The organism is Burkholderia plantarii, from assembly GCF_001411805.1.
Taxonomy (GTDB): Bacteria; Pseudomonadota; Gammaproteobacteria; order Burkholderiales; family Burkholderiaceae; genus Burkholderia; species Burkholderia plantarii.
The window spans coordinates 1,208,698-1,231,422 of sequence record NZ_CP007213.1 but is presented as its reverse complement, the minus strand read 5'-3'; the positions used below and the strand labels follow the sequence as shown (position 1 = coordinate 1,231,422).

Here is a 22,725-nt window from a genome sequence, read left to right as displayed (position 1 = left end):
ACGCCGCTGCCGGAATCGGACGAAGCGCTCGATGCATGCATCGCCTTGGCCTATGCCGGGCTGACCGGGCAGCCGCTGGCGCTGTCGGAGCCCGTTCACGTGCCGGCGTTCGCGCACGGCGGCATGTCGAGCGGCATGGTTTCGCCGGCGTTCTGGACCGACGTGGCGCTGCCGCTGCTACGCCAGCGGCTCGCGGCGGCGCGTCGACAAACCTAGATCGCGGGGCGGAGAACCGGCGCGGGCACGCCTAGTCTCTGCCCGTCAGGTCACGGCCCTCGCCTCACGCGCGAGGGCCACGCCGTGCTCAGCGCGCGCCGCGCAGCGGAAAGCGCGCTTCCGGCAGCCCGCGATAGGCCGTGGTCGCGACGAACACGCCGCCCGCGTGCGGATCGGCGGCGAGCGCGTCGCCGTCGAGGCCCTCGCGCGCGCTCGTCACGTAGAGCGTGCGCCAGCCCTCGGCGCCGTCGGCCGGCTCGTCGGCGCGCTCGGGCGCCGGGCCGAACGACGGGCAGCTCGGCTGCGCGGTGGGAATCGCGATGCGGTCCGTCTCCACGCCGTTCGCGTCGTAGCGCACCACGCGCGCGCCGCCCCACTGCGCGTTCCAGAGGCCGCCGTCGGCATCGACGGTCGAGCCGTCCGGGCCGCCCGTCGCGTCGGCCAGCGCCACGAACGGCCGCACGTTCGCCACCGGGCCGTCGGCGCGGTAATCGCACATCATGATCTGTCGCGTGAGCGTGTCGCAGAAGTACATGCGCGTGCCGTCGGGCGAGAACGCGATGCTGTTGGCGATCGCCGCGGGCGGCAGCGCGAGCCGTTCGAGCGAACGGTCGGCGTTGAGCCGGTAGAAACCCGTCGCGGCCTGCAGCGGATCGTTCTCGTCCTTCATGCCGAACACCAGATTGCCGGCGCGGTCGCAGCGCCCGTCGTTCAGGCGCGAGCGCTGGTCCGGCTCGACCTCGACGATGCGCTCGAAGCGGCCGTCGCGCAGGTCGAACAGCGCCAGATGCGACGCGAGCCCGACCACCAGCACGTCGCGCTCGTCGGTCAGCGCGAAACAGCCGAGCCGTTCGGGCATCGGCCAGCTTTCGGTCTCGGGCGTCGCGCCGGGGCGGTGGCGCCAGAGCCGCGCGCCCTCGATGTCGGTCCAGTAGAACGCACGGGCGAGCCCGCACCAGGTCGCGCATTCGCCGAGCACGTGGCGTGCATCGACCAGGAGGGTGGCGGCCGGCGCGCCGGCGGGTCGGGTCGGATCGGAGGAAACGGTCGTATCGGTCATCGGTAGTCGGTCGGGTGACGGTTCGTGGCCGGCCGCCGCGTCGCCGCGGCAGCCGCCGTTCCGCTCTGATACACGGTCGCGCCGCGAAACGCAAAACACGGACGGCGCGGCCCAGATAGTGGGCGGCCGGCACGGCACGGCCGCGCCCAGGCCGCCGCCAGCAGGCTCGCGCGATTCGCGCTACCCTGTCCGCCTCTCGCATTCCGCCAGGATTTTCACCATGTCTCAACCGTTGACCATCGATTTCGTGTCCGACATCGCGTGCCCGTGGTGCGCGGTCGGCCTGTCCTCGCTGCTGATCGCGCTCGAGCGCGTGGGCGACGCGGCCGACGTGCAGATCCGCGTGCATCCGTTCGAACTGAATCCGAACATGGGGCCGGAGGGGGAATCGATCGTCGAACACATCGGCAAGAAATATGGCCGCACGCCCGAGCAGATCGCCGAATCGCAGGCCATGATCCGCGAGCGCGGCGCGAGCGTGGGCTTCACGTTCGGCAAGCGCGACGCCATCTACAACACCTTCGACGCGCATCGCCTGCTGCACTGGGCCGGCCTCGAAGGCAAGCAGCTGCCGCTCAAGCTCGAACTGCTGCGCGCCTACCACGGCGAAGGCAGGCGCACCGACGATCCGGAAGTGCTGGCCGCCGCCGCGCAGGCCGTCGGGCTCGACGCCGAACGCGCGCGCGAGGTGCTGGCGAGCGGCGCCTACGCCGACGAGGTGCGCGCGGCCGAGCGCGAATCGCAGGCGCTCGGCATCAGCTCGGTGCCGTCGATCATCTTCAACGAACGCTATCTGGTGACGGGCGGCCAGCCCGCCGAAGCGTTCGAGCGCGCGATCCGGCAGATCCTCGCCGAAGCGGCCTGACCGAGCCGGCGGGCGCGACGGGCAGCCCCGCCCGCCGCCCGTGCGTGGCACCATCGTTCCCGCCGCGAGTGGTTCTTCCCCTGGAGCCACGGCGCCACTACAGTGAGCGCATCTTTTTGTTACTCGCCGAGGAAACGATGTCCACCCGCACCAACGAACACGGCCAGCCGATCGGCCCGGCCGTCGAAGGCTGGACCGCGCGCGCGCTGCCCGCCGCCGTCACGCTCGAAGGCCGCTACTGCCGGCTCGAACCGCTCGACGCGGCGCGCCATGCCGACGATCTGGCCGCCGCCTACCTCGGCGCGCCGGACGGCCGCGACTGGACCTACCTGTTCGTCGGCCCGTTCGCGAGCGTCGAGGCCTATCGCAGCTTTGCCGAGAGCGCCGCGCGCAGCACCGATCCGCGCCATTACGCGGTGATCGACCGCGCCACCGGCCGCGCGGTCGGCACGCTCGCGCTGATGCGGCAGGACCCGGCGCACGGCGTGATCGAGGTGGGCAGCGTGACGTTCTCGCCGGACCTGAAGCGCACGCCGCTGTCCACCGAGGCGCAATACCTGCTGATGGCCTACGCGTTCGACACGCTCGGCTACCGCCGCTACGAATGGAAATGCGACAGCCTGAACGCGCCGTCGCGGCACGCCGCCGAGCGGCTCGGCTTCAGCTTCGAAGGGATCTTCCGGCAGGCGATCGTCTACAAGGGCCGCTCGCGCGACACCGCCTGGTATTCGATCATCGACACCGAATGGCCGCGCGTGAAGCGGGCCCTCGACCGCTGGCTCGCGCCGGAGAACTTCGACGCCGACGGGCGCCAGCGGCGCTCGCTCGCCGAGTTGCGCGACACGGCCGGCTGAACGACCCCGCTTGCAGCCTCCGGGCCGCGCCGCTCAGCGGCAGGCCGGCCGCCGAAAGCGCCGGCGCGCGAGTTCCGCCGTCTCGCGGCAGGCGCAGCCCGTCAGGTGATCGTTGATCATGCCGACCGCCTGCATCAGCGCATGGATGTTGGTCGGCCCGACGAAGGTCCAGCCGCGCCGCTTCATCTCCGCCGACAGCGCATGCGACTCGGGCGAGGTCGGGTTGCGCTTCCAGTAGTCGAGATCGATCGTGGCGGGCCGCGCGCCCGGCTTCGGCTCGTATTGCCAGAGCCAGCCGGCCAGCGAACCGAACGTCTCCACCGCCTCGATCGCGCGGTGCGCGTTGTTGATCACCGAGCGGATCTTGGCGCGGTTGCGCACGATGCCGGCATCGGCCATCAGGCGCTCGATGTCGGGCTCGCCATATTCGGCGATGCGCCGGAAATCGAAATCGTCGAACGCCGCGCGGAAGTTCTCGCGCTTGCGCAGGATCGTGATCCAGGCCATGCCGGACTGAAAGCCTTCCAGGCAGATCTTCTCGAACAGCCGCTGTTCGTCGTCCACCGGCACGCCCCATTCGGCGTCGTGATAGTCGGGCATGTCCGGCTGCCAGTAGCAGCGCGGCACGCCATGCCGATCGAGAATCAGCCCCGGGTTGTCTTGCTCCACGCTCGTGTTCGTTCCGTTTTCCAGGTTGAGATTCCAGCCGCCGCCGGCGCCGGCGCTAGCGCGCGGCCGCGCCCACCGCCCGCAGCGCGAACGTGAACACGGCCCCGCCGCGCGGATCGTCGACGAGCCGCGCCTCGCTGTCGTGCAGCTGCAGCATCCGTTGCACGAGCAACAAGCCGAGCCCGCCGCGATGCGCCTCGCCCGCGGACGGCGCGCCGTCCGAACTGCTCACCGACGCCCCCACCGAGCGCCGGAACAGCCGCTCGCGCAGCGCCGCCGGCACGCCCGGCCCGGTGTCGCGCACCGTCACGCTGACCGCGCCGTCGTGCGCGGCCAGCTCCACCGCCACATGGCCGCCTTCCGGCGTGTGGCGCAGCGCATTGTCGAGCAGATTGGTCAGCACGCGCTCGATCATGCCGAAATCGGCATGCACGTTCGGCAGGCGCGGCTCGATCCGCGCGTCGAGCGTGACCTCGCGTGCCTTGGCCGTCAGCTCGAACTTGGCCAGCACGTCCTGCACCAGATCGACGAGCGAGCCGTCCTCGAGCACCGGCTGCACCAGCCCCGATTCGAGCCGCGCCAGCTCGAACAGCGCGCGCGCGAGCCGCCCCACCTTGCCGCTCTGCGCGAGCGCGATCGACAGGTAGCGCTCGCGCTCCTCCGGCGTGAGCGTGGCGCCCTTCAGCGCGAGCGTCTCCAGGTAGCCGTGCAGCGAGGTCAGCGGCGTGCGCAGGTCGTGCGAGAGATTGGCGATCAGCTCGCGGCGCTGGCGATCCTGATGCTTGAGCGCGCGCCACTGCTCGCCGATGCGCGCGGCCATCTGCTCGAAGGTGGTTTCGAGCACGGCGATCTCGTCGCGCGCGCCGGCCGCCGACCAGTGCGGCAGCGACGGCTGCGCGTCGGGCTCGCCGTTCGCATCGAAGCGGCGCATCGCGTCGGAGAAGCGGCGCAGCGGCCGCGTGATCAGCGCGAACGCGGTCAGGCCGGCCAGCAGCCCGAGCAGCGCCACCAGCGCGATCGACCAGAGCGTGGTGCGCAGCACCGTGCTGGCCGCCACCCGCGCGGCCAGCTCGTCGTGCGCCTCGCCGAGCAGCACCACGTAGATGTAGCCCGACGGCGCGTGGCCCGGCAGTTGCAGCGGCGCGGCGCTGAACACCTTGCGCGCGTCGAGGCTGCGCGGATCGTCGCCGAGGATCGGCAGCGGCTGGCCGGCGAGGAAGCGCTTGACCGGCGCGAGATCGACGCGATCGCGGCGCACCCGGCCCGGCGGCGCGTCGTCGCCGCGAATGCGCCCTTCGTTGTCGAGCAGGTAGACCTCGACGCTCGGATTCACGCCCATCAGCTGGCCGAACAGCTGGCGCACCGCGTCCTGACGCAGGCCGTCGTCGTCCATCAGCATGGTGCTCTGCGCGATGTGGCCGGCCAGGTCGCGCGACAGCCGCTGCACCACCTCCTTCTCGTGCATGTCGCTGGAACGGATCTGCAGCCACGCCGAGGCGCCGCAGCAGGCCAGCAGCAGCACCGAGAACACCAGCGACAGGCGCTGGGTGAGACTCAGGCGCCGCATCATGCGTGACCGCCCATGTCGGCCGCCGGCCCCGGCGCGACCAGCTTGTAGCCGCGGCCCCAGACCGTCAGGATCCGCGCCGGCTGGGCCGGATCGGCCTCGATTTTGGCGCGCAGCCGGTTGATGTGGGTGTTCACGGTGTGCTCGTAGCCCTCGTGCTGGTAGCCCCATACGGCGTTGAGCAGGTCGGTGCGCGAGAACGCCTTGCCGGGATGGCGCGCGAAGTGATAGAGCAGGTCGAATTCGCGCGGCGTCAGGTCGATCGCGGCGCCGTCCACCGCCGCCTCGCGCGTGAGCGGATCGAGCGTCAGGCCGCCCACGTCCACGCGTCCGGCCTCGGCGCGCGTGTCGCGCGAGAGCGCCTCGACGCGCCGCAGCAGCGCCTTCACGCGCGCCACCAGCTCCAGCATCGAGAACGGCTTGGCGAGATAATCGTCGGCGCCGAGTTCGAGGCCGAGGATCCGGTGAACCTCGCTCGAGCGCGCGCTGATGATGATGATCGGCGTGTAGCGCTCCATCGCCCGCGCGCGGCGGCAGATCTCGAGGCCGTCCACGCCGGGCAGCATCAGGTCGAGGATCAGCGCGTCCCAGTTGCCCTGCTCCAGGCGCCGCAGGCCGTCGTCGCCGTTCGCGCAGTGGACGACCTCGTAGCGCTCGTCGCGCAGGTGCAGCGCGAGCACGTTCGCGATGTCGGCATCGTCTTCGACGATCAGGATGCGTTTCAGTGGATCCATACGCGTGATGGGAAGTGAAGGGACGGTGCCGGCCTGCGCCGGCACCGTTCGGCATGGCCCGATTGTCGGGCATTCGCGGCGGCGAGTCGTCACGATTTCGTGATGTTTCGCCGTGGTTGCCGCGTGGTACCAGGCTGGCGCCAGCCTGGCCCCAATCTCGCTCCAACGTGGCCCCGGTGCGATGTTGCGGCGGCGCGGCACCGGTTGCGCCCGCGCCCGGCGCCGGTTGCACCGCCGCCCGCGGCCGGACGGCGGCTCGGCCACGCTCGCGTCGCCGAGTTATCACGAAAACTTTAACTTTCCGTGAGGACTTCGCGACCGTGGGGTCCTTACGCTGTGCGGCAAGTCATCCACCGTCCGACAGGAGTCCACCATGACCAGCCGCCGACGTTTCCTGCTCACCGGCGCCGCGATCGCCGGCGCCGTCGCCGCGATCACGCGCAACGGCGTGTTCGCGCAACAGCCGCCCAAGCCCGCCGCCCCGGCCGAACTCACGCTCAGCGACGCCGAATGGCGCAAGCGCCTCACGCCGGCACAGTACACGGTCCTGCGCGAGGCGGGAACCGAGCGCCCGTACAGCAACCCGCTCAACGACGAACACCGCTCGGGCACCTTCGCGTGCGCCGGCTGCGCGCTGCCGCTGTTCTCGTCGGCCACCAAGTTCGACAGCCACACCGGCTGGCCGAGCTTCTGGGCGCCGCTCGACCACGCCGTGGTGACCTCGACCGACACCTCGTTCGGCATGGTGCGCGACGAAGTCCACTGCCGCCGCTGCGCGGGCCATCTCGGCCACGTCTTCAACGACGGCCCGAAGCCGACCGGCCTGCGCTACTGCATGAACGGCACGGCGATGACGTTCCGCCCGTCGTCGGCCTGAGCCCGCCCACCGTCTTCCTACAAGGACTTCGCCATGTTGCTCGTGATCCTCGCTTATCTCGGCGGCGTGCTCACCATCGTGAGCCCGTGCATCCTGCCGGTGCTGCCGTTCGTGTTCGCCCGCGCGGACCGCCCGTTCGCGCGCAACGGCCTGCCGCTGCTGGCCGGCATGGCCGTGACGTTCGCGGCCGTCGCGACGCTGGCCGCCGTCGGCGGCGGCTGGATCGCGCAGGCCAACCAGGCCGGCCGCTGGCTCGCGATCGCGATGGTCGGCGTGTTCGGCCTGACGCTGCTGTTCCCGAGCCTCGCCGAACACATGACGCGCCCGCTGGTGGCGCTCGGCAACCGGCTGACCGGCGTGGCCTCGACGGCCGACGGCGAGGGCCGCAGCAGCATCGGCGCGTCGCTGCTGCTCGGCGTGGCCACCGGCCTGCTGTGGGCGCCGTGCGCCGGCCCGATCCTCGGCCTCGTGCTGACCGGCGCCGCGCTGCGCGGCGCGAGCGTGGGCACCACGCTGCTGCTGGTGGCCTACGCGGCCGGCGCGGCCACCTCGCTGGCCGCGGCGCTGCTGGTGGGCGGCAAGCTGTTCGCGGCGATGAAGCGCTCGCTCGGCGCCGGCGAATGGATTCGCCGCGGGCTCGGCGCGGCGATGCTGGCCGGCGTGGGCGCGATCGCGCTCGGTCTCGACACCGGCGTGCTCACGCAGGTCTCGACGATCGCCACCGGCGGCCTCGAGCAATCGCTCGTCGATCGCTTCGCGCCGCGCGGCAACGCCATGCATGGCGCCGCGGGCGGTGCCGTGGTCGATGCGAACGGCCCGGCCATGACGGCGGCCGACGCGGCGGCCGGCAATGGTCCCGCGATGATGGCCGCGGGCGATGCGATGCGTGCTGCCGCGAATGGCGCGGACAACGACGCGGCCGCCGGTGGTCGCGGCCCCTCGATGATGGCCGCAGGCGACGCGATGCGCGCCGCCGCCAGCGGCGCGCAGCACGACGGCGGCGCCCCCGCCGCGAACGCGATGATGTCCGCGGCCACCAGCGCCGCGCGCCACGACGCGTCGATGCTGCGCGTGTCGGCCCCGGCGCTGCCGGTGGAAGGCACGCTGCCGTCGCTGTCGGGCGCAACCGAGTGGCTCAATTCGCCGCCGCTCACCAACGCCTCGCTGCGCGGCAAGGTGGTGCTGATCGACTTCTGGACCTACTCGTGCATCAACTGCCTGCGCACGCTGCCCTACGTGAAGGCCTGGGCGCGCAAGTACAAGAACGACGGCCTGGTGGTGATCGGTGTCCACGCGCCCGAATTCGCATTCGAACGCGACATCGGCAACGTGAAGAAGGCCACCCGTGACCTCGGCGTCACCTACCCGGTGGCGATCGACAACGGCTACTCGATCTGGCGCGCGTTCAACAACGAATACTGGCCGGCGCACTACTTCATCGACGCGCAGGGCCGGGTCCGCTACCACCACTTCGGCGAGGGCGACTATGTGCAATCGGAACGCGCGATCCAGCAACTGCTCGTCGAGGCCGGCCATCCCGACGCGGCCCAGGTGCCGGTCGGCATCGACGGCCCGGCGGCGAGCGGCGCCCAGGCCGCCGCGGACAACGCCGACATGCGCTCGCCGGAAACCTACGTAGGCTACGCGCGCGCCGAGCACTTCGCGTCGCCGGGCGGCGAGCTGCACGACAACGTGTACGACTACGCGGCGCCCGCGCAACCGGGCCTCGACGACTGGGGTCTGGCCGGCAGCTGGAAGGTGGGCGACGAGCAGGCCACGCTCGCCAAGCCGGGCGGCCGGATCGTCTACCGCTTCCATGCCCGCGACCTGCATCTGGTGCTCGGCCCCGGCAAGAACGGCGCGCCGGTGCGGTTCCGCGTGACGGTGGACGGCATCGCGCCGGGCGCCTCGCACGGCGCCGACGTGAGCGCCGACGGCACCGGCACCGTGACCGGCCAGCGTCTCTATCAACTGATCCGGCAGAGCGGCCCGATCACCGATCACACGTTCTCGATCGAATTCCTCGACCCCGGCGTGCAGGCGTTCGCGTTCACGTTCGGTTGAACGCGGCACCCCCGATATCCGACTTGCGCAAGGAACCCACACCATGAACCCGACCCGACACGACATTGCCACTTCCCCCCGCCGCCGCGGCTCGCGGGCCCGCCTGATCACGCGCCTGGCCGGCGGCGCCGCCGCGCTCGGCACGGTCGCCGCGGTGCTGTTCGGCTGGCAGCCGGCCGCGCTCGCCGAGGCGGCCAAGCCGCTGCCCGCGCCCACTCTCGACGAAAAACCCGGCGCCTCGCACACCGAGACGGCGGTGTTCTCGGGCGGCTGCTTCTGGGGCGTGCAGGGCGTGTTCGAGCACGTGGCCGGCGTCAAGCAGGTGGCCGCCGGCTACGCGGGCGGCGCGGCCTCGACGGCGCAGTACGAGACCGTCAGCGAGGGCGACACCGGCCACGCGGAATCGGTGCGCGTGGTCTACGATCCGACGCAGATCACCTATGGCCGGCTGCTGCAGATCTTCTTCTCGGTCGCGCACGATCCGACCGAACTGAACCGCCAGGGCCCCGACACCGGCACGCAGTACCGCTCGGCGATCTTCCCCGTCGACGCGCAGCAGAAGGCGATCGCGGGCGCCTACATCACGCAGCTGACCGACGCCCATGTGTTCTCCGCGCCGATCGTGACGAAGATCGAGGCCGACAAGCGCTTCTATCCGGCCGAGGGCTATCACCAGGATTTCCTGGTGCGGCACCCCGAGTACCCGTACATCGTGATCAACGACCTGCCGAAGGTGGCCGCGCTGAAGGCCGGCTATCCGAAGCTGTACATCGACACGCCGGTGCTGTACGCGAAAAACGGCGCCTGAGGCGCGCGGCGTGCAAAGCCATGACGGCATCGAGCCGGTGAGCGCGGCCGGGGCGTGTCGAGCGACACGTCCCGGCCGCGTCGTTTCCGGCGTTCCGGCGTTCAATGCGCTGGCGCCCCGGCCGCCAACGCCGGCAACTCGGCCAGCAGCGCATCGCGCGAGCGCAGGCCGGCGTTCACGTCGTGCGGCGCGTCGTCCTGGATCAGGTTCGCGAACACGACGCTGCGGCCGCCGCGCGACGCCCAGCCGACGAACCATCCATACGCATGCGCGCGATCGAAACGGCCGTCGTTGCCCGGCGAGCCGGTGCCGGTCTTGCCATGCACGATCCAGCCGTCGGGCTGCGCGTCGATCAGCGTGATCCGGTCGGTCATCTCGAACGCGTGCGCGCTCACCGGCAGCGTGCGGTTCACGATCGCGCGCAGGAACGTGATCTGTTCGCGCGGCGCGATGCGCAGCGATCCGGTATTCCAGGCGCCCTGCATGCCGGCGAACTCGCCGGGACCGGGCGACACGTCCGCGTTGCCGTAGCCGAAGCGCTTCGTGTACCGGGCGAAGCGCGCCTGGCCGAGCCGCCGCGTGATCTGCTGCGAATACCAGAACACCGAGTAGCGCATCCAGCGCGCCGGATCGGTGGGCTGGCGCCATGCGTCGCCGCCCCAGTCGGGGTAGCCGGCGCGAAACGGCAGCGTGGGCGTTTGCGTGTCGGTCAGCACGCCGGCGTCGAAGCCCATCAGGCTCAGCGCGATCTTGAACGTGGAGGCCGAGGTCACGCGCGTCGCGCAGCCGTCACCGCGTTCGGCCAGCACGCTGCCCGTCGTGGCGTCGGCCACGATCGTGCAGAGCGTGCGCGTGTCGGCGTCGGCGGGCCGGCTCGCCAGCGCCGCGGCCAGCAGCGTCAGCGCGCCGAGCGCGCGGGCCGCGCCGGCCCGGTTGAAACGGCGCATGCCGGCCCGCGCCGGCCGCGCGCTCCGGAAATCCGATGAAGGCATCGAGGTTCTCTCTGTTGGTATGAATGAGGTGGGGCAGGAAACGGGGCGGAACAACGCAGGGGAAATCGCGCCTCGCGGCCGGCGCGCCGGCGTTCAGAACAGCGCAGGCTGCCGCGAACTCGCTTCGAGCGCGAGCAGCGCGGCCTTGCGGTCCTTGCCGCCGGCGAAGCCGGTCAGGTCGCCCGAGGTGCCGATCACGCGATGGCACGGCGCGACGATCGACAGCGGATTGCGGCCGTTGGCGGCGCCCACCGCGCGCGTGGCGCGATGGTTGCCGATCTGCACGGCGATGTCGCGATAGCTGCGCGTCTCGCCGAACGGGATCGTCAGCAGCGCATGCCAGACGCGCTTCTGGAATTCGGTGCCGTGGAATTCGAGGTCGATCTCGAACACGGTGCGCTCGCCGGCGAAGTATTCGCGCAGCTGGCGCGCCGTCTCGACGAGCGTGGGATTCGCGTCGTCGTCGCGCATCGCGCCGACCTTCACGCGCGTCGGCCGGTCGTTGTCCCAGAGGATCGCGACGAGCTTGCTGCCGCGCGCCACCAGCGTCAGTTCGCCGACCGGCGACGGCACCCGCATGCATACTTGAGACATCGCTTTCCCCTCGCTCCTGTTCCCCGATTGACAGGCACCAGTGTAACGGCAAACGTGTGCGCCCCACCGTCCGGAACCTGCGCTTGCATTCGCGGCGCCGGCCGGCCCGCGCGGGCCGCGATTCCCGCTATTGGCCAGTGGCGGGACGACACGCGAGCCTGCCATAATCACCCGTTGATTCCCACCCGCTCGCGCCTGCCGCGCGATGCTTTCATCGCTTACACGAAGCACCGACACCCACGATGTCCCACGAACACGCTCCCCACGATCATGCCGTCGAACACGCCGCCCGCTCGGGCGATCCGCTCTCGCGCTGGGTCGCGGTATTCACCGCGATCCTCGCCGCGCTGGCCAGCCTGCTCCACTACGAGGAAGGCGTGCTGCAGACGCAGGCGCTGATGTACAAGAACGACGCCGTGCTGCTGCAGAGCAAGGCCAGCGACCAATGGAACCTCTATCAGGCGCAGTCGAACAAAGGCCACATGATGGAAGTCGCGGCCGAGCTGGCCGGCCCGGAAAAGCAGGCGCGCTTCCGCGAGCAGATCGACAAGTACAACGCGCGCAAGAAGGACATCTCGGACAAGGCGAAGGATCTCGAACGGCAGGTGGAGGAGGCGAACCACAAATCGGAGGGCAAGGAACACCCGCAGCACATGTTCGGGCAGGCGCTCGCGCTGATCAGCGCGGCGATCTCGCTGGCGGCGATCACCTCGCTGACGGGCAGCCGGCGGCTGTTCGTGCTGGTCGGCTTCGCGGGGCTGGCGGGCGTGGGCGTGTCGATCGCGGCGTTCCTGAACATCTAGGCGGCGCGCCGGCTTCAGGGCGGGCACCGACGCACGCCGACTCCCGCCCCGCCGCGCCTCATGCGAACGAGGCCGGATCGGCGTTGCCGCCGCAGATGATCACGGCGATCCGCTCGCCGCGGCGAGCACACGCAGGCACCCGGCGCCAGTGCCGCGAACGCGGTCGCGCCGCCGGGCTCCGCGATGATGCTGAGCGTGACCCGCAGGCTGCGCCGAGCCTCGCGGATAGGCTGGTCGGCCACCAGCACCGCATCGCTCACGGCCGGATGCAGCACGGCGAGCGGCACGCCGCCCACGCGCCGGCATCCGGGCGAATCGGCGGCGAGGCCGTCCGTCTCGACGTCGACCGGCTCGCCCGCCCGCAGCGCGCGATGGAGCGTCGGACAGCGCGCCGGCTCCACCGCCACCTCCTTGACGCGCCCGGCCAACCACGCCGCGATGCCGCCGACGAACCCACCGCCGCCGACCGACACCGGCACCGTGTCGAGGTCCGGCAGCTGCGCGTCGAGTTCGAGGGCGAGCGTGCCCTGCCCGGCCAGCGTCGCGGGATGGTCGAAGGCGTGGACGTCCAGCGCGCCCGATCCGGCGGCCCGCGCTTGCGGCGCCGCAGGCGCGGCGTTCGCGGCGGCGTTCAGGGGTGACGGCGGATTCGAAGATTCGTCGCATGGCGCCGGTTCGGGCGAAATATACTGGCGAACGACGCCTCGACGGCTGGCCGTGAACGCGCGCGAACAGCCCTCGACACGCTTCACCAAGCACCGAACAGGAGATGACATGCGCCACCCGCTTCGCAGCGTTTTGCCCTGTCTCGTCGCCGCGGCGGCGCTGGCCGCCATGCCGATCGCCGCGCTCGCCTGCACGCGCGTGGTCTATCTGGGCGCCAACGACGACGTCATCACGGCGCGCTCGATGGACTGGAAACAGGACATCGCCACCCATCTCTACGTCCTGCCGCGCGGCATCGCCCGCAGCGGCGAGGCCGGCCCGAACTCGCTGAAATGGGTCGCGAAATACGGCAGCGTGGTGGCCACCGCCTACGACGTCGCCACCACCGACGGCATGAACGAGAAGGGCCTCGCCGCCGAACTGCTCTGGCTCGTCGAATCGCAGTACCCGCCGTTCGGACCGCGCTCGAAGCCGGGACTCACCATCGCCGCCTGGGCGCAGTACGTGCTCGACAACTTCGCGACCGTGGCCGAGGCCGTGGACGCGCTTGGCAAGGAGCCGTTCACCATCGTCACCGACAGCGTTCCCGGCGAGCAGCGGCTGGCCACGCTGCACCTGTCGATGTCGGATGCCGGCGGCGACAGCGCCATCATCGAGTACATCGACGGCAGGCAGGTGATCCACCACGGCCGGCAGTATCAGGTCATGACGAACTCGCCGACCTTCGACGAACAGCTCGCGCTGAACGCCTACTGGCAGCGGATTGGCGGCACGGCCTGGCTGCCCGGCACCAATCGCGCGGCCGACCGCTTCGCGCGCGCCTCGTTCTACGTCAACGCGATCCCGAAGAGCGAGGACCCGACCATCGCGCTCGCCAGCGTCGTCAGCGTGATCCGCAACGTGTCCGTGCCGTATGGGATCAGCACCGAAAACGAGCCGAACATCTCGTCGACGCGCTGGCGCACCGTGGCCGACCACAAGCGCCTGCTCTACTTCTTCGAGTCGGCCCTGACGCCGAACACGTTCTGGGTCGACCTGAAGAAGCTCGACTTCGCCGCCGGCGCGCCCGTCAGGCGCCTCGACCTCGGCCGCGACCAGCGCAATACCTTCAGCGGGGAAGTGTCGGGCGAGTTCCGGGCCGCGCCGCCGTTCACGTTCCTGGGCCTCGACGCCGGAAAATCGCTCTGACGCGCGAGGTCCGGCTGCTGCGCAGTCGGACCTCGCGACGAACCGATCAGCCGCCAAGCAGTCAGACCAAAAAAATATATTTTTTGATCCAACCGTCGCTCACTGCCTCGGCGGCGCCGGCATCGGCGCGGCCTCGCGCCTGCCTCATCCTGCCCGAAAATTCCCGCAAGCGGCCCGAAATCCTGCCGATATGCCATCCAATTCCACGCAACCTCACCTGTCTAGGCACAAACCCCACCCCGCCCCGCGTTGCCTCCTCTCCCGTTCCCCGCTAAGATCCCGACTGGCCCACTGGTCCGGCCAATTCACGGGCGGACCATTCCCGGACACGAAACAGGAGACACGATGAGACTGGAAGGCAAGGTAGCCGTGGTCACGGCGGCAGGCGCCGGCATCGGGCAGGCGGCGGTGCATGCGCTGGCCCGCGACGGCGCGCAGGTCTGGGCGACCGACGTGAAGCCCGAACTGCTCGGCGCGTTCGACGGCGTCGCCAACGTGCGCACCGCCCCGCTCGACGTGATGAACCGCGCGGCGATCGACGCGTTCTTCGCCACGCTGCCGCGCGTGGACGTGCTGTTCAACTGCGCCGGCTTCGTCCACAACGGCACGATCCTCGAGGCCACCGACGAGGACTGGTCGTTCGCGTTCGACCTGAACGTGCGCTCGATGTTCTGGACCATCCGCGCCGCGCTGCCGGCCATGCTCAAGAACGGCGGCGGCAGCATCGTCAACATGGCCAGCGTGGCGAGCAGCATCCGCGGCCTGCCGAACCGCTTCGTGTACGGCGCCTCGAAGGCGGCCGTGATCGGCCTCACCAAGGCGGTGGCCGCCGACTACGTGCTGCAGGGCATCCGCTGCAACGCGATCTCGCCGGGCACCGTCGATACGCCCTCGCTGCAGCAGCGCATCAACGCCTACGACGATCCCGAGGCGGCCCGCAAGGCCTTCGTCGCGCGCCAGCCGATGGGCCGCATCGCGCGCGCCGAGGAAATCGCGCCGATCGTCACGTTCCTCGCCAGCGACGACGCCGCGTTCGTCACCGGCCAGACCTACTCGGTCGATGGCGGCATGACCATCTGACCGCGCCATTCGTTTTCACCCGGATTCACCAGGAGCAGACTCAATGAAACTCGCCCGTTATGGCCAGCCCGGCCACGAAAAGCCGGCCCTCGTCGATCAGGACGGCAAGCTGCGCGACCTGAGCGGCGTGATCGCCGACATCACGCCGGCCACGCTCGATGCCGCCACGCTCGCGAAGCTGCGCGCGCTCGACGTCGCCTCGCTGCCGGTCGTGGAAGGCTCGCCGCGCTACGGCTGCCCGCTCAACGGCATCGGCAAGTTCCTCGCGATCGGCCTCAACTACTCCGACCACGCGGCCGAGACCGGCATGCCGGTGCCGAAGGAGCCGGTGGTGTTCACCAAGGCGATCTCGTGCATCCAGGGGCCGAACGATCCGGTGATGCTGCCGCGCGGCTCCGAGAAGACCGACTGGGAAGTGGAACTGGGCGTGGTGATCGGCCGCGTCACGCGCTACGTCGAGCGGGACCAGGCGCTCGAGCACGTGGCCGGCTACTGCACGATCAACGACGTCAGCGAGCGCCACTTCCAGCTCGAACGCACGCCGCAGTGGGACAAGGGCAAGGGCTGCGATACGTTCGGCCCGATCGGCCCGTGGCTCGTCACGCGCGATGAAGTCCCCGACGCGCAGAACCTGGCGATGTGGCTCGAAGTGAACGGCAAGCGCGTGCAGGACGGCTCGACGAAGACGATGATCTTCGACGTGGCCGAGATCGTCAGCCATCTGAGCCAGTTCATGACGCTGATGCCCGGCGACGTGATCACCACCGGCACGCCGCCCGGCGTCGGCATGGCCATGAACCCGCCGCAGTTCCTGCGCGCCGGCGACGTGATCCGGCTCGGCATCGAAGGGCTCGGCGAGCAGCAGCAGACGGTCGTGCCGTTCAAGCTGTAAGCACGCCCGCGCCGATCCGGGCAGAGCGCGCACGCCGGCGCCCGGCGGCGGCCCGCGTCGCGGGTTCGCCGCCGGGCGCCTGCCCTATAATGTGCGCCCCGCGCCCACCCGCGGCGCCCCGCACGCCGGTCCACCCGACCACCCGAACCCTCCGACGAATCCCGCCATGCCCTTCCAGCCGATCGAAACGAAACGGCTCTACAGCCAGATCGCCGCGCAGATCACCGAACTGATCGAGGCGGGAGAATTCATCGTCGGCGAACGGCTGCCGGCCGAACGCGACCTCAGCGCGCGGCTCGGCGTGAGCCGCTCGTCGCTGCGCGAGGCGCTGATCGCGCTCGAGATCGAGGGCATGGTGGAAGTACGCAGCGGCTCGGGCATCTTCGTCCGGCAGCGCGGCGCTAGCGCGGCGGTCACTGCTGCCGCCGCGGCCGCGCAGCCGGCCGCCGCGGCGCCCGCGGCGCGCATGCATGCGGTGTCGCCGTTCGACGTGATCCGCGCGCGCGCCTATCTGGAACCCGAGATCGCCGTGCAGGCGGTGCGGCATGCGTCCGACGCGCAGATCGAGACCGTGCTCGGCTGGCTCGACAAGCTGCGCGGCAGCAAGGTGGGCGATCCGCAACTGAACGAATACGACCGGCAGTTCCATCTGAGCCTGGCCGAGGCGTCGGGCAACAGCGCCTACGTGGTGCTGCTCGACCAGCTCTGGATCCATCGCACGACGCCGCTCTACATGACGCTCGAACAGCACTTCCTCAGCGCGCCGTGGTGGGCCGAGTCGATGGAGGAACACGAGGAGATCTACGCGGCGCTCAACGAGCGCGACGTGCGCCGCATCAGCCTGGCGATGGGGCTGCACATGCAGCACGCCGAGCAGCGGCTCGCGGGGCAGTTCAAGTAACGCGGGTCGCGCGCGCGGCGGTGGCGGGCCAGGCCGCCGCCGATCATGCCCCGCCGCGCGCTCGCGCATCGACGCCGACGAACCCGCGCCACGCGCCGTTCACGACTCACGACTCACGACTCATACGCGGGGCGCCATGCAGCCGCCCCTCCCGTCCTTCACACTCGCCACGCGCCGGCCGCACGCGCCGCCTTCCCTCCGACGGCACGCGCCACCGGCCGCGCGCTCAGTGCGAATGCCGCGGGTTGCCGCGCGTCTCGATCACCTTCAGGTACAGCGTGGCCGGCTCCAGGCAGCCGCCCGTCGAAAGCTGGCCGACCGTCTGCCGATACAGTTCCTGCCACGGCGTCTGCGAGGGCGGCACCGAGAACCCGGCGGTCTCGCGGCGGCGCGCGAGTTCGGCCTCGTCCACCAGCACGTCCACCTTGCGCGCGTTCAGGTCCACGCGGATCCGGTCGCCGGTGCGCAGCAGCGCGAGGCCGCCGCCCACCGCCGCCTCGGGCGACATGTTGAGGATCGACGGGCTCGCCGAGGTGCCGCTCTGGCGGCCGTCGCCGAGCGTCGGCAGCGAGGTGATGCCGTCGCGCACCAGCGCGGCCGGCGGCGCCATGTTCACCACCTCGGCGCTGCCCGGATAGCCGACCGTGCCGGTGCCGCGGATCACCAGGATGCAGTGCTGGTCGATCTCGAGCGACGGATCGTTGATGCGCGCGTGATAGTCCTCCGGGCCGTCGAACACGATCGCGCGCGCCTCGAACGCGTTCTCGCTGCCCGGCTCGCTCAGGTAGGTCTGGCGGAACGCCTCGCCCACCACCGACATCTTCATGATCGCGCTGTCGAAGAAGTTGCCCGACAGCACCATGAAGCCGGCGCCGTGCTTGAGCGGCGCGTCGGTGGTGCGGATCACGTCGCGGTCCGAGGTGGCCGAGCGGTCCGCGATCCGGCCGATCGTGTCGCCGGACACGGTGCGGCAGTCGCGATGCACGAGGCCCGCTTTCGACAGCTCGTGGAACACGGCCGGCACGCCGCCCGCGCGGTGGAAGCTCTCGCCGAGATAGTCACCGGCCGGCATGCAGTTGACGATCAGCGGCACCGCCTCGCCCACGCGCTGCCAGTCGTCGAGCGACAGCTCCACGCCCACGTGGCGCGCGATCGCGATCAGGTGCGGCGGGCAGTTGGTGGACGCGCCGAGCGCCGAGGCGATCACGATCGCGTTCTCGAAGGCCGGCTTGGTCATGATCTGCGACGGCCGCACGTCCTCGCGCACGAGGTCGACGATCCGCTTGCCGGTGGCGTAGGCCATCTGGCCGCGCTCGCGGTAGGCGGCCGGAATGCTCGCGCAGCCCGGCAGCGACATGCCGAGCGCCTCGGCGAGGCTGTTCATCGACAGCGCGGTGCCCATCGTGTTGCAGTGGCCGATCGACGGCGACGAGGCCGTGGTCAGCTCCATGAAGCCTTCGTAGTCGATCTCGCCGGCCGCGAGCAGGTTGCGCGCATGCCAGATCACGGTGCCCGAGCCGACCCGCTTGCCCTGGTGCCAGCCGTCGAGCATCGGGCCGCCGGACAGCACGATGGCCGGCATGTCCACGGTGGCGGCCGCCATCAGGCAGGCCGGGGTGGTCTTGTCGCAGCCGGTGGTCAGCACCACGCCGTCGAGCGGGAAGCCGTGCAGCACTTCCACGAGGCCGAGGTAGGCGAGGTTGCGGTCGAGCGCGGCGGTGGGCCGGCGGCTCTGCTCGGCGAGCGGATGCACGGGGAATTCCATCGGGATGCCGCCCGCGTCGCGGATGCCGGCCTTGGTACGCTCGGCCAGCGCGATGTGATGGCGGTTGCAGGGCGCGAGGTCGCTGCCCGTCTGCGCGATGCCGATGATCGGGCGGCCCGACTGGATTTCCTCGCGCGTCAGCCCGTAGTTCATGAAACGCTCGACGTACAGCGCCGTCATGTCGGCGTGCGCCGGATCGTCGAACCACTCCTGGCTGCGCAGCCGCCGCGTGGTGTTTTGCGTCATCTTGCCTTCTCCGTGTCCTGGTCGTTCCCGACGTCGCGGTGCCGCGCCGGCGCCCTGCCGCGACCGTCTCCTCTCGATACGTGTCCCGGTGTCGTCGCGTCGATTTCGGTCGGATCGACGCGATCGGATCGACTCATTTGGTTACCGGTAACCTCGCCGCAGATGGTAGCACGCCTGAAGCCGGTCCGCGAGTGTTGGCAAACGGTTCGGCGACACGGGCAGTGGCCGGTGCCGGGGCACCCCGATGGCCCCGCGCGGCGCCGCCCTCGGGTTCACGCGCTCTCGCGCGGCACCACCGAATAACGGATCTTGAAATGACGCGTGGCGGCGCTCGCGGCCGTGCCGCCCGCCATCGCCGCGCACAGCACGTCGCCCGTCATCAGGCCGATGCCGTGCGCATCGACCGTCACCGTGGTGATGCTGGGACGCGAGCATTCGGCCACCTCGAAATCGCCGAAGCCGGCCACCGCGATGTCCTCGGGCACGCGCAGCCCGCGCCGGTGGCACTGCATGATCGCGCCGAACGCGGACAGGTCGCTGACGGCCATCACCGCGTCGGTATCGGGCCAGCGCTCGAGCAGCTGGTCGAGTGCCGGGCCGCCGTGGACCATGGTGGCCGGCGACTGCCCGAGCTGCACCACGCGCGGCTCGCCGAGGCCGAGCGCGCGCATGCCGAGCCGGTAGCCCTTGAGCCGCTCGGCGCCGCGCCGGTCGGCGTTGCTCGCGCCGCCGATGAAGCCGATCCGGCGATAGCCGCGCGCATGCAGATAGACCAGCATCTCGCGCGCCGCGCGCTGGTTCGAGAAGCCCACCGCCGCGTCGATCGGATCGGCCGGCAGGTCCCACATCTCGACGATCGGCACGCCGGCGCGCCGCAGCAGCGCGGTGGTGGCCTCGGTGTGGAATGCGCCCGTCAGCGCGACGCTGCGCGGCTGGTAGCGCAGCAGCGAACGCACGAGGCGCTCCTCGCGCTCGATGTCGTAATCGGTGTCGCCGATCAGCAGTTGCAAGCCCTTCGGCTCGAGCGCCGCCGACAGCCCGCGCACCGTGTCCGAGAAGTTAGAACTCGACAGCGACGGCACCAGCACCGCGACGAAATCCGAGCGCCCCGACGACAGCGTGCCCGCCGCCGCGTCGGCGACATAGCCGAGCGCCTCGACCGCGCGCAGCACGCGCTCGCGCGTCTCGGCCGCCACCACGGCATGGCCGGCGAGCACGCGCGACACCGTCATCTTCGACACGCCCGCGAGCTTCGCGACGTCGGACATGCGCGGCGGCCCGTCGGGGCGGATCAGATGCATTGCTGGAACGGTTTGACTGGCATTGGCCATCGATAGGAGTCCCGCAGGTTTGGGCGACGAAAAGGTCTCGGTGCTCAATTCGGCCGACATCATACGGGACTCCCTTCCGATCCGGGACCGCCTGAGGCGAAATTGCGCGATGCCTCATTCGTCTGGTGATTCATGCGGCGCGTGGCGGGCGCAATCGCGAATCGATCGCCGGGATCATTGACGAAAGCGATGGCAGTTCGCGCGTGCGGCTCCTCGTTTCGGGCGGGCCGCGAAGGCGACGGCGCGGCCGAACGTCGATGAAAGGTTCATCGGGGTTACCGGGAAACGCGGCGCGGATCTCGAGGAAGACGCACTCCTCGTCACGCTACGATCACCTCGCGCCCGTACTTGCCCGCAACGTGAAGCAGGTCGTACCCATGTTCTGGCGAATCGCACATGCTCCGCCTCGCGATGCCTTGCAGTCAGTCTTTGCCAGGCTCGGGTGTCGGGCTTTTAATAGGTTCATCGCAGGATTCCGTGGAGCCGTGGCGAGCAGTTTTGTAATCTGACGTCTTTCAAGCAAGGCGTTGGAGGATGAAGTGCTCGATCGCAAGGCATTGCAAGCGCTGGGCTGCTGGACGGGCTATCGGCTGGAGCGGGTGGAGTGGCCACAAGGCGAAGGCCGCACGCTCGCGCTGTATCTGAAACCGGTAGGCAAGGTGATGCTCTGCGAGCAATGCGGGGCGCGTTGCTCGCAGATCCACGAGACGTCGATTCGCAGAGTGCGCGATCTGCCACTGTTTGAATATCGTGTCGTGTTGCACGTGCCGCGTCGACGAGTGTGGTGCGATCACTGTGGCGGTCCGAGACTGGAGAAACTGGACTGGTTGGGCCGCTACCAGCGTGTCACGGAGCGGTTTGCCAAAGCCTGCGAGAAGCTGCTTCAGGCGGCCAGTGTGCAGGCAGTGGCGGCCTTTTACGATTTAGGCTGGCATACAGTCAAATCGATCGACAAGGCCCGTTTGCGTGCTCGAGTAAGGGATCCGGACTGGTCATCCATCCGCTATTTGGCGATGGACGAATTCGCACTTCACAAAGGTCACCGTTACGCCACGGTGGTCGTCGATCCGATTGGCCGTCAAGTGCTGTGGATCGGTCAGGGACGCTCACGCGAGACGGCCCGAGCCTTCTTCGAGCAGCTTCCGCCAGGCGTCGCCAAGCGCATCGAAGCGGTTGCCATCGACATGACGACGGCCTACGAGCTGGAGATCAATGCGCATTGCCCACAGGCCGAGATCGTCTACGACCTGTTCCATGTCGTTGCCAAATACGGACGCGAGGTCATTGACCGCGTTCGTGTCGATCAAGCCAATCAACTGCGCCACGACCGGCCGGCGCGAAAGGTTCTGAAGTCCAGCCGCTGGCTGCTGCTGCGCAACCGGCGCAATCTCAAACCGGAACAGTCGGTGCATCTGAAGGAGTTGCTGGAGGCCAACCAGCCGCTGTTATGTGTCTATCTGCTACGCGATGAACTCAAGCGGCTCTGGTTCTATCGCAAACCGGCGTGGGCCCAAAAGGCCTGGGAGCATTGGATAGAGCAGGCGGCGCAAAGCGGGATCGCTGCGCTCGAGTTGTTCGCCCGGCGCCTGCAAGGCTATTGGCACGGCATCGTCGCGCGCTGCCGGCACCCGCTCAATACCAGCGTGGTCGAGGGCATCAACAACACGATCAAGGTCATCAAGCGCCGCGCTTATGGGTATCGCGACGAGGAGTATTTCTTCCTCAAAATCCGCGCCGCGTTCCCCGGTAATCCGCGATGAACCTTTTAATAGGTGCGGCAGCGTTGTCGGCGTGTGCGCTACCGCCCAAGAGCAGGTCGTATTTCTCCTTCGATATTCCGCGCTCGGCGTAGATAAACCCGGCCACTTGCCAAATCGCCCGATCCGACTGCGTCTTCCCGAAGGAAGGCATGGCCGTCATGTTCACGCCATGCTTGATCGTCCAAAACATCAGCATCGGATTATTCCGCCGGCTCGCTGCCAGGAGTGAAGGCGCGGAGGGCTGAATACCCTGTCCGATCGAACTCAGCGGCCGGTCTGGCGCACCGTGGCAGAGGGCACAGCTCGCGTCGTAAGTTCGCGCACCCAGACGAATGTTTTCAAGCGATAGCAGGTCGGCAGGCGCAACGTCCGATCCAGCGTGCCGGTGCAACGAGGCTTCGTATGTTCCGTGCAGCAGTTTCGCTACGATCGGATTGTCTGCGGAACTTGCCGAGACGTCATACACCCCGGAGTACATGAAGGCCAACCCCGCAGCGGCGAGCAAAACGAACAACGCTGCAACGGTGACAACAACTGTCGCAATTCTGGAACGAAGGGAAAACACGATGTTTATGCCGCATAGCGTTTGTGGAACGCCTATTCTCCGCGGCCCTGCATGCCGAACCGTGACGCGTCGATTACGGATTTGTCACCTGCCTCGAAGGTGACGTCCCCACGGCTGGTGTTCCGTTCCGTTGTTAGCCAATCCATATTCGCCTGGCGTGTTGGCGTCAACGAAATGGGAAACGTCAGCATGCCAATGGGACGACCGCAGGCAGAACTGGTACTGAGC

At 69.6% G+C, this 22,725-nt stretch carries 21 protein-coding genes; 11 read left to right on the top strand and 10 right to left on the bottom strand.

The genetic code is table 11. The features are described from left to right. Positions 1-304 precede the first annotated feature (304 nt). Positions 305-1,276 (bottom strand): SMP-30/gluconolactonase/LRE family protein, encoded by a 972-nt coding sequence (locus bpln_RS22550; protein ID WP_055140059.1) that lies wholly within the window; start codon positions 1,274-1,276, stop codon positions 305-307. A gap of 220 nt (positions 1,277-1,496) precedes the next feature. Between bpln_RS22550 and bpln_RS22545 the strand changes: the two genes are divergently transcribed. Both bpln_RS22545 and bpln_RS22540 read left to right on the top strand, forming a co-directional pair. Continuing rightward, complete coding sequence (locus bpln_RS22545; RefSeq protein ID WP_042627492.1) at positions 1,497-2,141, top strand: DsbA family oxidoreductase; 645 nt, start codon at positions 1,497-1,499, stop codon at positions 2,139-2,141. Between the two features lie 137 nt (positions 2,142-2,278). Then, entirely contained in the window at positions 2,279-2,995 is a 717-nt protein-coding gene (locus tag bpln_RS22540) for a GNAT family N-acetyltransferase (RefSeq protein ID WP_055140058.1), read from the top strand. Between the two features lie 33 nt (positions 2,996-3,028). Here bpln_RS22540 and bpln_RS22535 read toward each other — a convergent pair whose 3' ends face one another. The 3 genes from bpln_RS22535 to bpln_RS22525 are packed head-to-tail and all read right to left on the bottom strand — an operon-like array spanning position 3,029 to position 5,965. Next, the gene (locus tag bpln_RS22535; RefSeq protein WP_055140057.1) at positions 3,029-3,664 is read right to left on the bottom strand and encodes a DNA-3-methyladenine glycosylase I; all 636 of its coding nucleotides are present in this window, start codon (positions 3,662-3,664) and stop codon (positions 3,029-3,031) included. Positions 3,665-3,719: 55 nt separating this feature from the next. Further along, positions 3,720-5,231 carry a sensor histidine kinase gene (locus bpln_RS22530; protein WP_055141177.1) on the bottom strand — a complete coding sequence of 504 codons (1,512 nt, stop codon included), beginning with the start codon at positions 5,229-5,231 and terminating at the stop codon, positions 3,720-3,722. Continuing rightward, complete coding sequence (locus bpln_RS22525) at positions 5,231-5,965, bottom strand: response regulator transcription factor (RefSeq protein ID WP_055140056.1); 735 nt, start codon at positions 5,963-5,965, stop codon at positions 5,231-5,233. Before bpln_RS22525 ends, bpln_RS22530 begins: the two co-directional genes overlap by 1 nt. A 373-nt stretch (positions 5,966-6,338) precedes the next feature. On the opposite strand from bpln_RS22525, the gene msrB reads away from it, so the two are divergent. The 3 genes from msrB to msrA are packed head-to-tail and all read left to right on the top strand — an operon-like array spanning position 6,339 to position 9,714. Then, positions 6,339-6,842: a peptide-methionine (R)-S-oxide reductase MsrB gene (gene msrB / locus bpln_RS22520; RefSeq protein WP_042627488.1), complete on the top strand. Its 504-nt coding sequence runs from the start codon at positions 6,339-6,341 to the stop codon at positions 6,840-6,842. A 33-nt stretch (positions 6,843-6,875) separates the two neighbouring features. Then, the gene (locus tag bpln_RS22515; protein WP_042627487.1) at positions 6,876-8,906 is read left to right on the top strand and encodes a cytochrome c biogenesis protein DipZ; all 2,031 of its coding nucleotides are present in this window, start codon (positions 6,876-6,878) and stop codon (positions 8,904-8,906) included. Between the two features lie 43 nt (positions 8,907-8,949). Further along, entirely contained in the window at positions 8,950-9,714 is a 765-nt protein-coding gene (gene msrA, locus bpln_RS22510; protein WP_055140055.1) for a peptide-methionine (S)-S-oxide reductase MsrA, read from the top strand. A gap of 101 nt (positions 9,715-9,815) precedes the next feature. Here the strand turns inward: msrA and blaOXA are convergent, their stop codons facing one another. After that, on the bottom strand, positions 9,816-10,661 hold the full coding sequence (blaOXA, locus tag bpln_RS22505; protein ID WP_063891315.1) for a class D beta-lactamase: 846 nt from the start codon (positions 10,659-10,661) through the stop codon (positions 9,816-9,818). Positions 10,662-10,799: 138 nt separating this feature from the next. After that, a complete protein-coding gene (locus bpln_RS22500; protein WP_042627486.1) occupies positions 10,800-11,300 on the bottom strand; it encodes a methylated-DNA--[protein]-cysteine S-methyltransferase in 501 nt (166 codons plus the stop codon). 242 nt (positions 11,301-11,542) lie between these two features. On the opposite strand from bpln_RS22500, the gene bpln_RS22495 reads away from it, so the two are divergent. Beyond that, on the top strand, positions 11,543-12,103 hold the full coding sequence (locus bpln_RS22495) for a DUF4337 domain-containing protein (RefSeq protein WP_042627485.1): 561 nt from the start codon (positions 11,543-11,545) through the stop codon (positions 12,101-12,103). A 14-nt stretch (positions 12,104-12,117) separates the two neighbouring features. Here the strand turns inward: bpln_RS22495 and bpln_RS22490 are convergent, their stop codons facing one another. After that, positions 12,118-12,855: a pyridoxal-phosphate dependent enzyme gene (locus tag bpln_RS22490; RefSeq protein ID WP_244131881.1), complete on the bottom strand. Its 738-nt coding sequence runs from the start codon at positions 12,853-12,855 to the stop codon at positions 12,118-12,120. Between the two features lie 22 nt (positions 12,856-12,877). Between bpln_RS22490 and bpln_RS22485 the strand changes: the two genes are divergently transcribed. The 4 genes from bpln_RS22485 to bpln_RS22470 all read left to right on the top strand — a co-directional run bounded on the left by bpln_RS22485 (position 12,878) and on the right by bpln_RS22470 (position 16,830). Next, positions 12,878-13,957 (top strand): linear amide C-N hydrolase, encoded by a 1,080-nt coding sequence (locus tag bpln_RS22485; protein WP_055140053.1) that lies wholly within the window; start codon positions 12,878-12,880, stop codon positions 13,955-13,957. Between the two features lie 345 nt (positions 13,958-14,302). After that, positions 14,303-15,037 (top strand): SDR family oxidoreductase, encoded by a 735-nt coding sequence (locus bpln_RS22480; RefSeq protein WP_055140052.1) that lies wholly within the window; start codon positions 14,303-14,305, stop codon positions 15,035-15,037. Between the two features lie 43 nt (positions 15,038-15,080). Continuing rightward, entirely contained in the window at positions 15,081-15,929 is an 849-nt protein-coding gene (locus bpln_RS22475) for a fumarylacetoacetate hydrolase family protein (RefSeq protein WP_055140051.1), read from the top strand. Between the two features lie 166 nt (positions 15,930-16,095). Next, complete coding sequence (locus bpln_RS22470) at positions 16,096-16,830, top strand: FadR/GntR family transcriptional regulator (RefSeq protein ID WP_055140050.1); 735 nt, start codon at positions 16,096-16,098, stop codon at positions 16,828-16,830. A gap of 226 nt (positions 16,831-17,056) precedes the next feature. Here bpln_RS22470 and bpln_RS22465 read toward each other — a convergent pair whose 3' ends face one another. Next, positions 17,057-18,841: an IlvD/Edd family dehydratase gene (locus tag bpln_RS22465; protein ID WP_042627480.1), complete on the bottom strand. Its 1,785-nt coding sequence runs from the start codon at positions 18,839-18,841 to the stop codon at positions 17,057-17,059. A gap of 272 nt (positions 18,842-19,113) precedes the next feature. After that, positions 19,114-20,142 (bottom strand): LacI family DNA-binding transcriptional regulator, encoded by a 1,029-nt coding sequence (locus tag bpln_RS22460; RefSeq protein WP_338025997.1) that lies wholly within the window; start codon positions 20,140-20,142, stop codon positions 19,114-19,116. A gap of 569 nt (positions 20,143-20,711) precedes the next feature. On the opposite strand from bpln_RS22460, the gene bpln_RS22455 reads away from it, so the two are divergent. Further along, positions 20,712-21,932: an ISL3 family transposase gene (locus bpln_RS22455; RefSeq protein WP_055139483.1), complete on the top strand. Its 1,221-nt coding sequence runs from the start codon at positions 20,712-20,714 to the stop codon at positions 21,930-21,932. On the opposite strand, the gene bpln_RS34380 is transcribed toward bpln_RS22455, so the two are convergent. Continuing rightward, the gene (locus tag bpln_RS34380; RefSeq protein ID WP_148654131.1) at positions 21,895-22,497 is read right to left on the bottom strand and encodes a c-type cytochrome; all 603 of its coding nucleotides are present in this window, start codon (positions 22,495-22,497) and stop codon (positions 21,895-21,897) included. The genes bpln_RS22455 and bpln_RS34380 overlap by 38 nt on opposite strands. Between the last annotated feature and the right edge of the window lie 228 nt (positions 22,498-22,725).

Coding starts and splice junctions, on each gene's coding strand:
- bpln_RS22550 (WP_055140059.1), bottom strand. CDS start 1,276: ATGACCGATACGACCGTTTCCTCCGATCCGACCCGACCCGCCGGCGCG.
- bpln_RS22545 (WP_042627492.1), top strand. CDS start 1,497: ATGTCTCAACCGTTGACCATCGATTTCGTGTCCGACATCGCGTGCCCG.
- bpln_RS22540 (WP_055140058.1), top strand. CDS start 2,279: ATGTCCACCCGCACCAACGAACACGGCCAGCCGATCGGCCCGGCCGTC.
- bpln_RS22530 (WP_055141177.1), bottom strand. CDS start 5,231: ATGCGGCGCCTGAGTCTCACCCAGCGCCTGTCGCTGGTGTTCTCGGTG.
- bpln_RS22525 (WP_055140056.1), bottom strand. CDS start 5,965: ATGGATCCACTGAAACGCATCCTGATCGTCGAAGACGATGCCGACATC.
- msrB (WP_042627488.1), top strand. CDS start 6,339: ATGACCAGCCGCCGACGTTTCCTGCTCACCGGCGCCGCGATCGCCGGC.
- bpln_RS22515 (WP_042627487.1), top strand. CDS start 6,876: ATGTTGCTCGTGATCCTCGCTTATCTCGGCGGCGTGCTCACCATCGTG.
- msrA (WP_055140055.1), top strand. CDS start 8,950: ATGAACCCGACCCGACACGACATTGCCACTTCCCCCCGCCGCCGCGGC.
- blaOXA (WP_063891315.1), bottom strand. CDS start 10,661: ATGCGCCGTTTCAACCGGGCCGGCGCGGCCCGCGCGCTCGGCGCGCTG.
- bpln_RS22500 (WP_042627486.1), bottom strand. CDS start 11,300: ATGTCTCAAGTATGCATGCGGGTGCCGTCGCCGGTCGGCGAACTGACG.
- bpln_RS22495 (WP_042627485.1), top strand. CDS start 11,543: ATGTCCCACGAACACGCTCCCCACGATCATGCCGTCGAACACGCCGCC.
- bpln_RS22485 (WP_055140053.1), top strand. CDS start 12,878: ATGCGCCACCCGCTTCGCAGCGTTTTGCCCTGTCTCGTCGCCGCGGCG.
- bpln_RS22480 (WP_055140052.1), top strand. CDS start 14,303: ATGAGACTGGAAGGCAAGGTAGCCGTGGTCACGGCGGCAGGCGCCGGC.
- bpln_RS22475 (WP_055140051.1), top strand. CDS start 15,081: ATGAAACTCGCCCGTTATGGCCAGCCCGGCCACGAAAAGCCGGCCCTC.
- bpln_RS22470 (WP_055140050.1), top strand. CDS start 16,096: ATGCCCTTCCAGCCGATCGAAACGAAACGGCTCTACAGCCAGATCGCC.
- bpln_RS22465 (WP_042627480.1), bottom strand. CDS start 18,841: ATGACGCAAAACACCACGCGGCGGCTGCGCAGCCAGGAGTGGTTCGAC.
- bpln_RS22460 (WP_338025997.1), bottom strand. CDS start 20,142: ATGCATCTGATCCGCCCCGACGGGCCGCCGCGCATGTCCGACGTCGCG.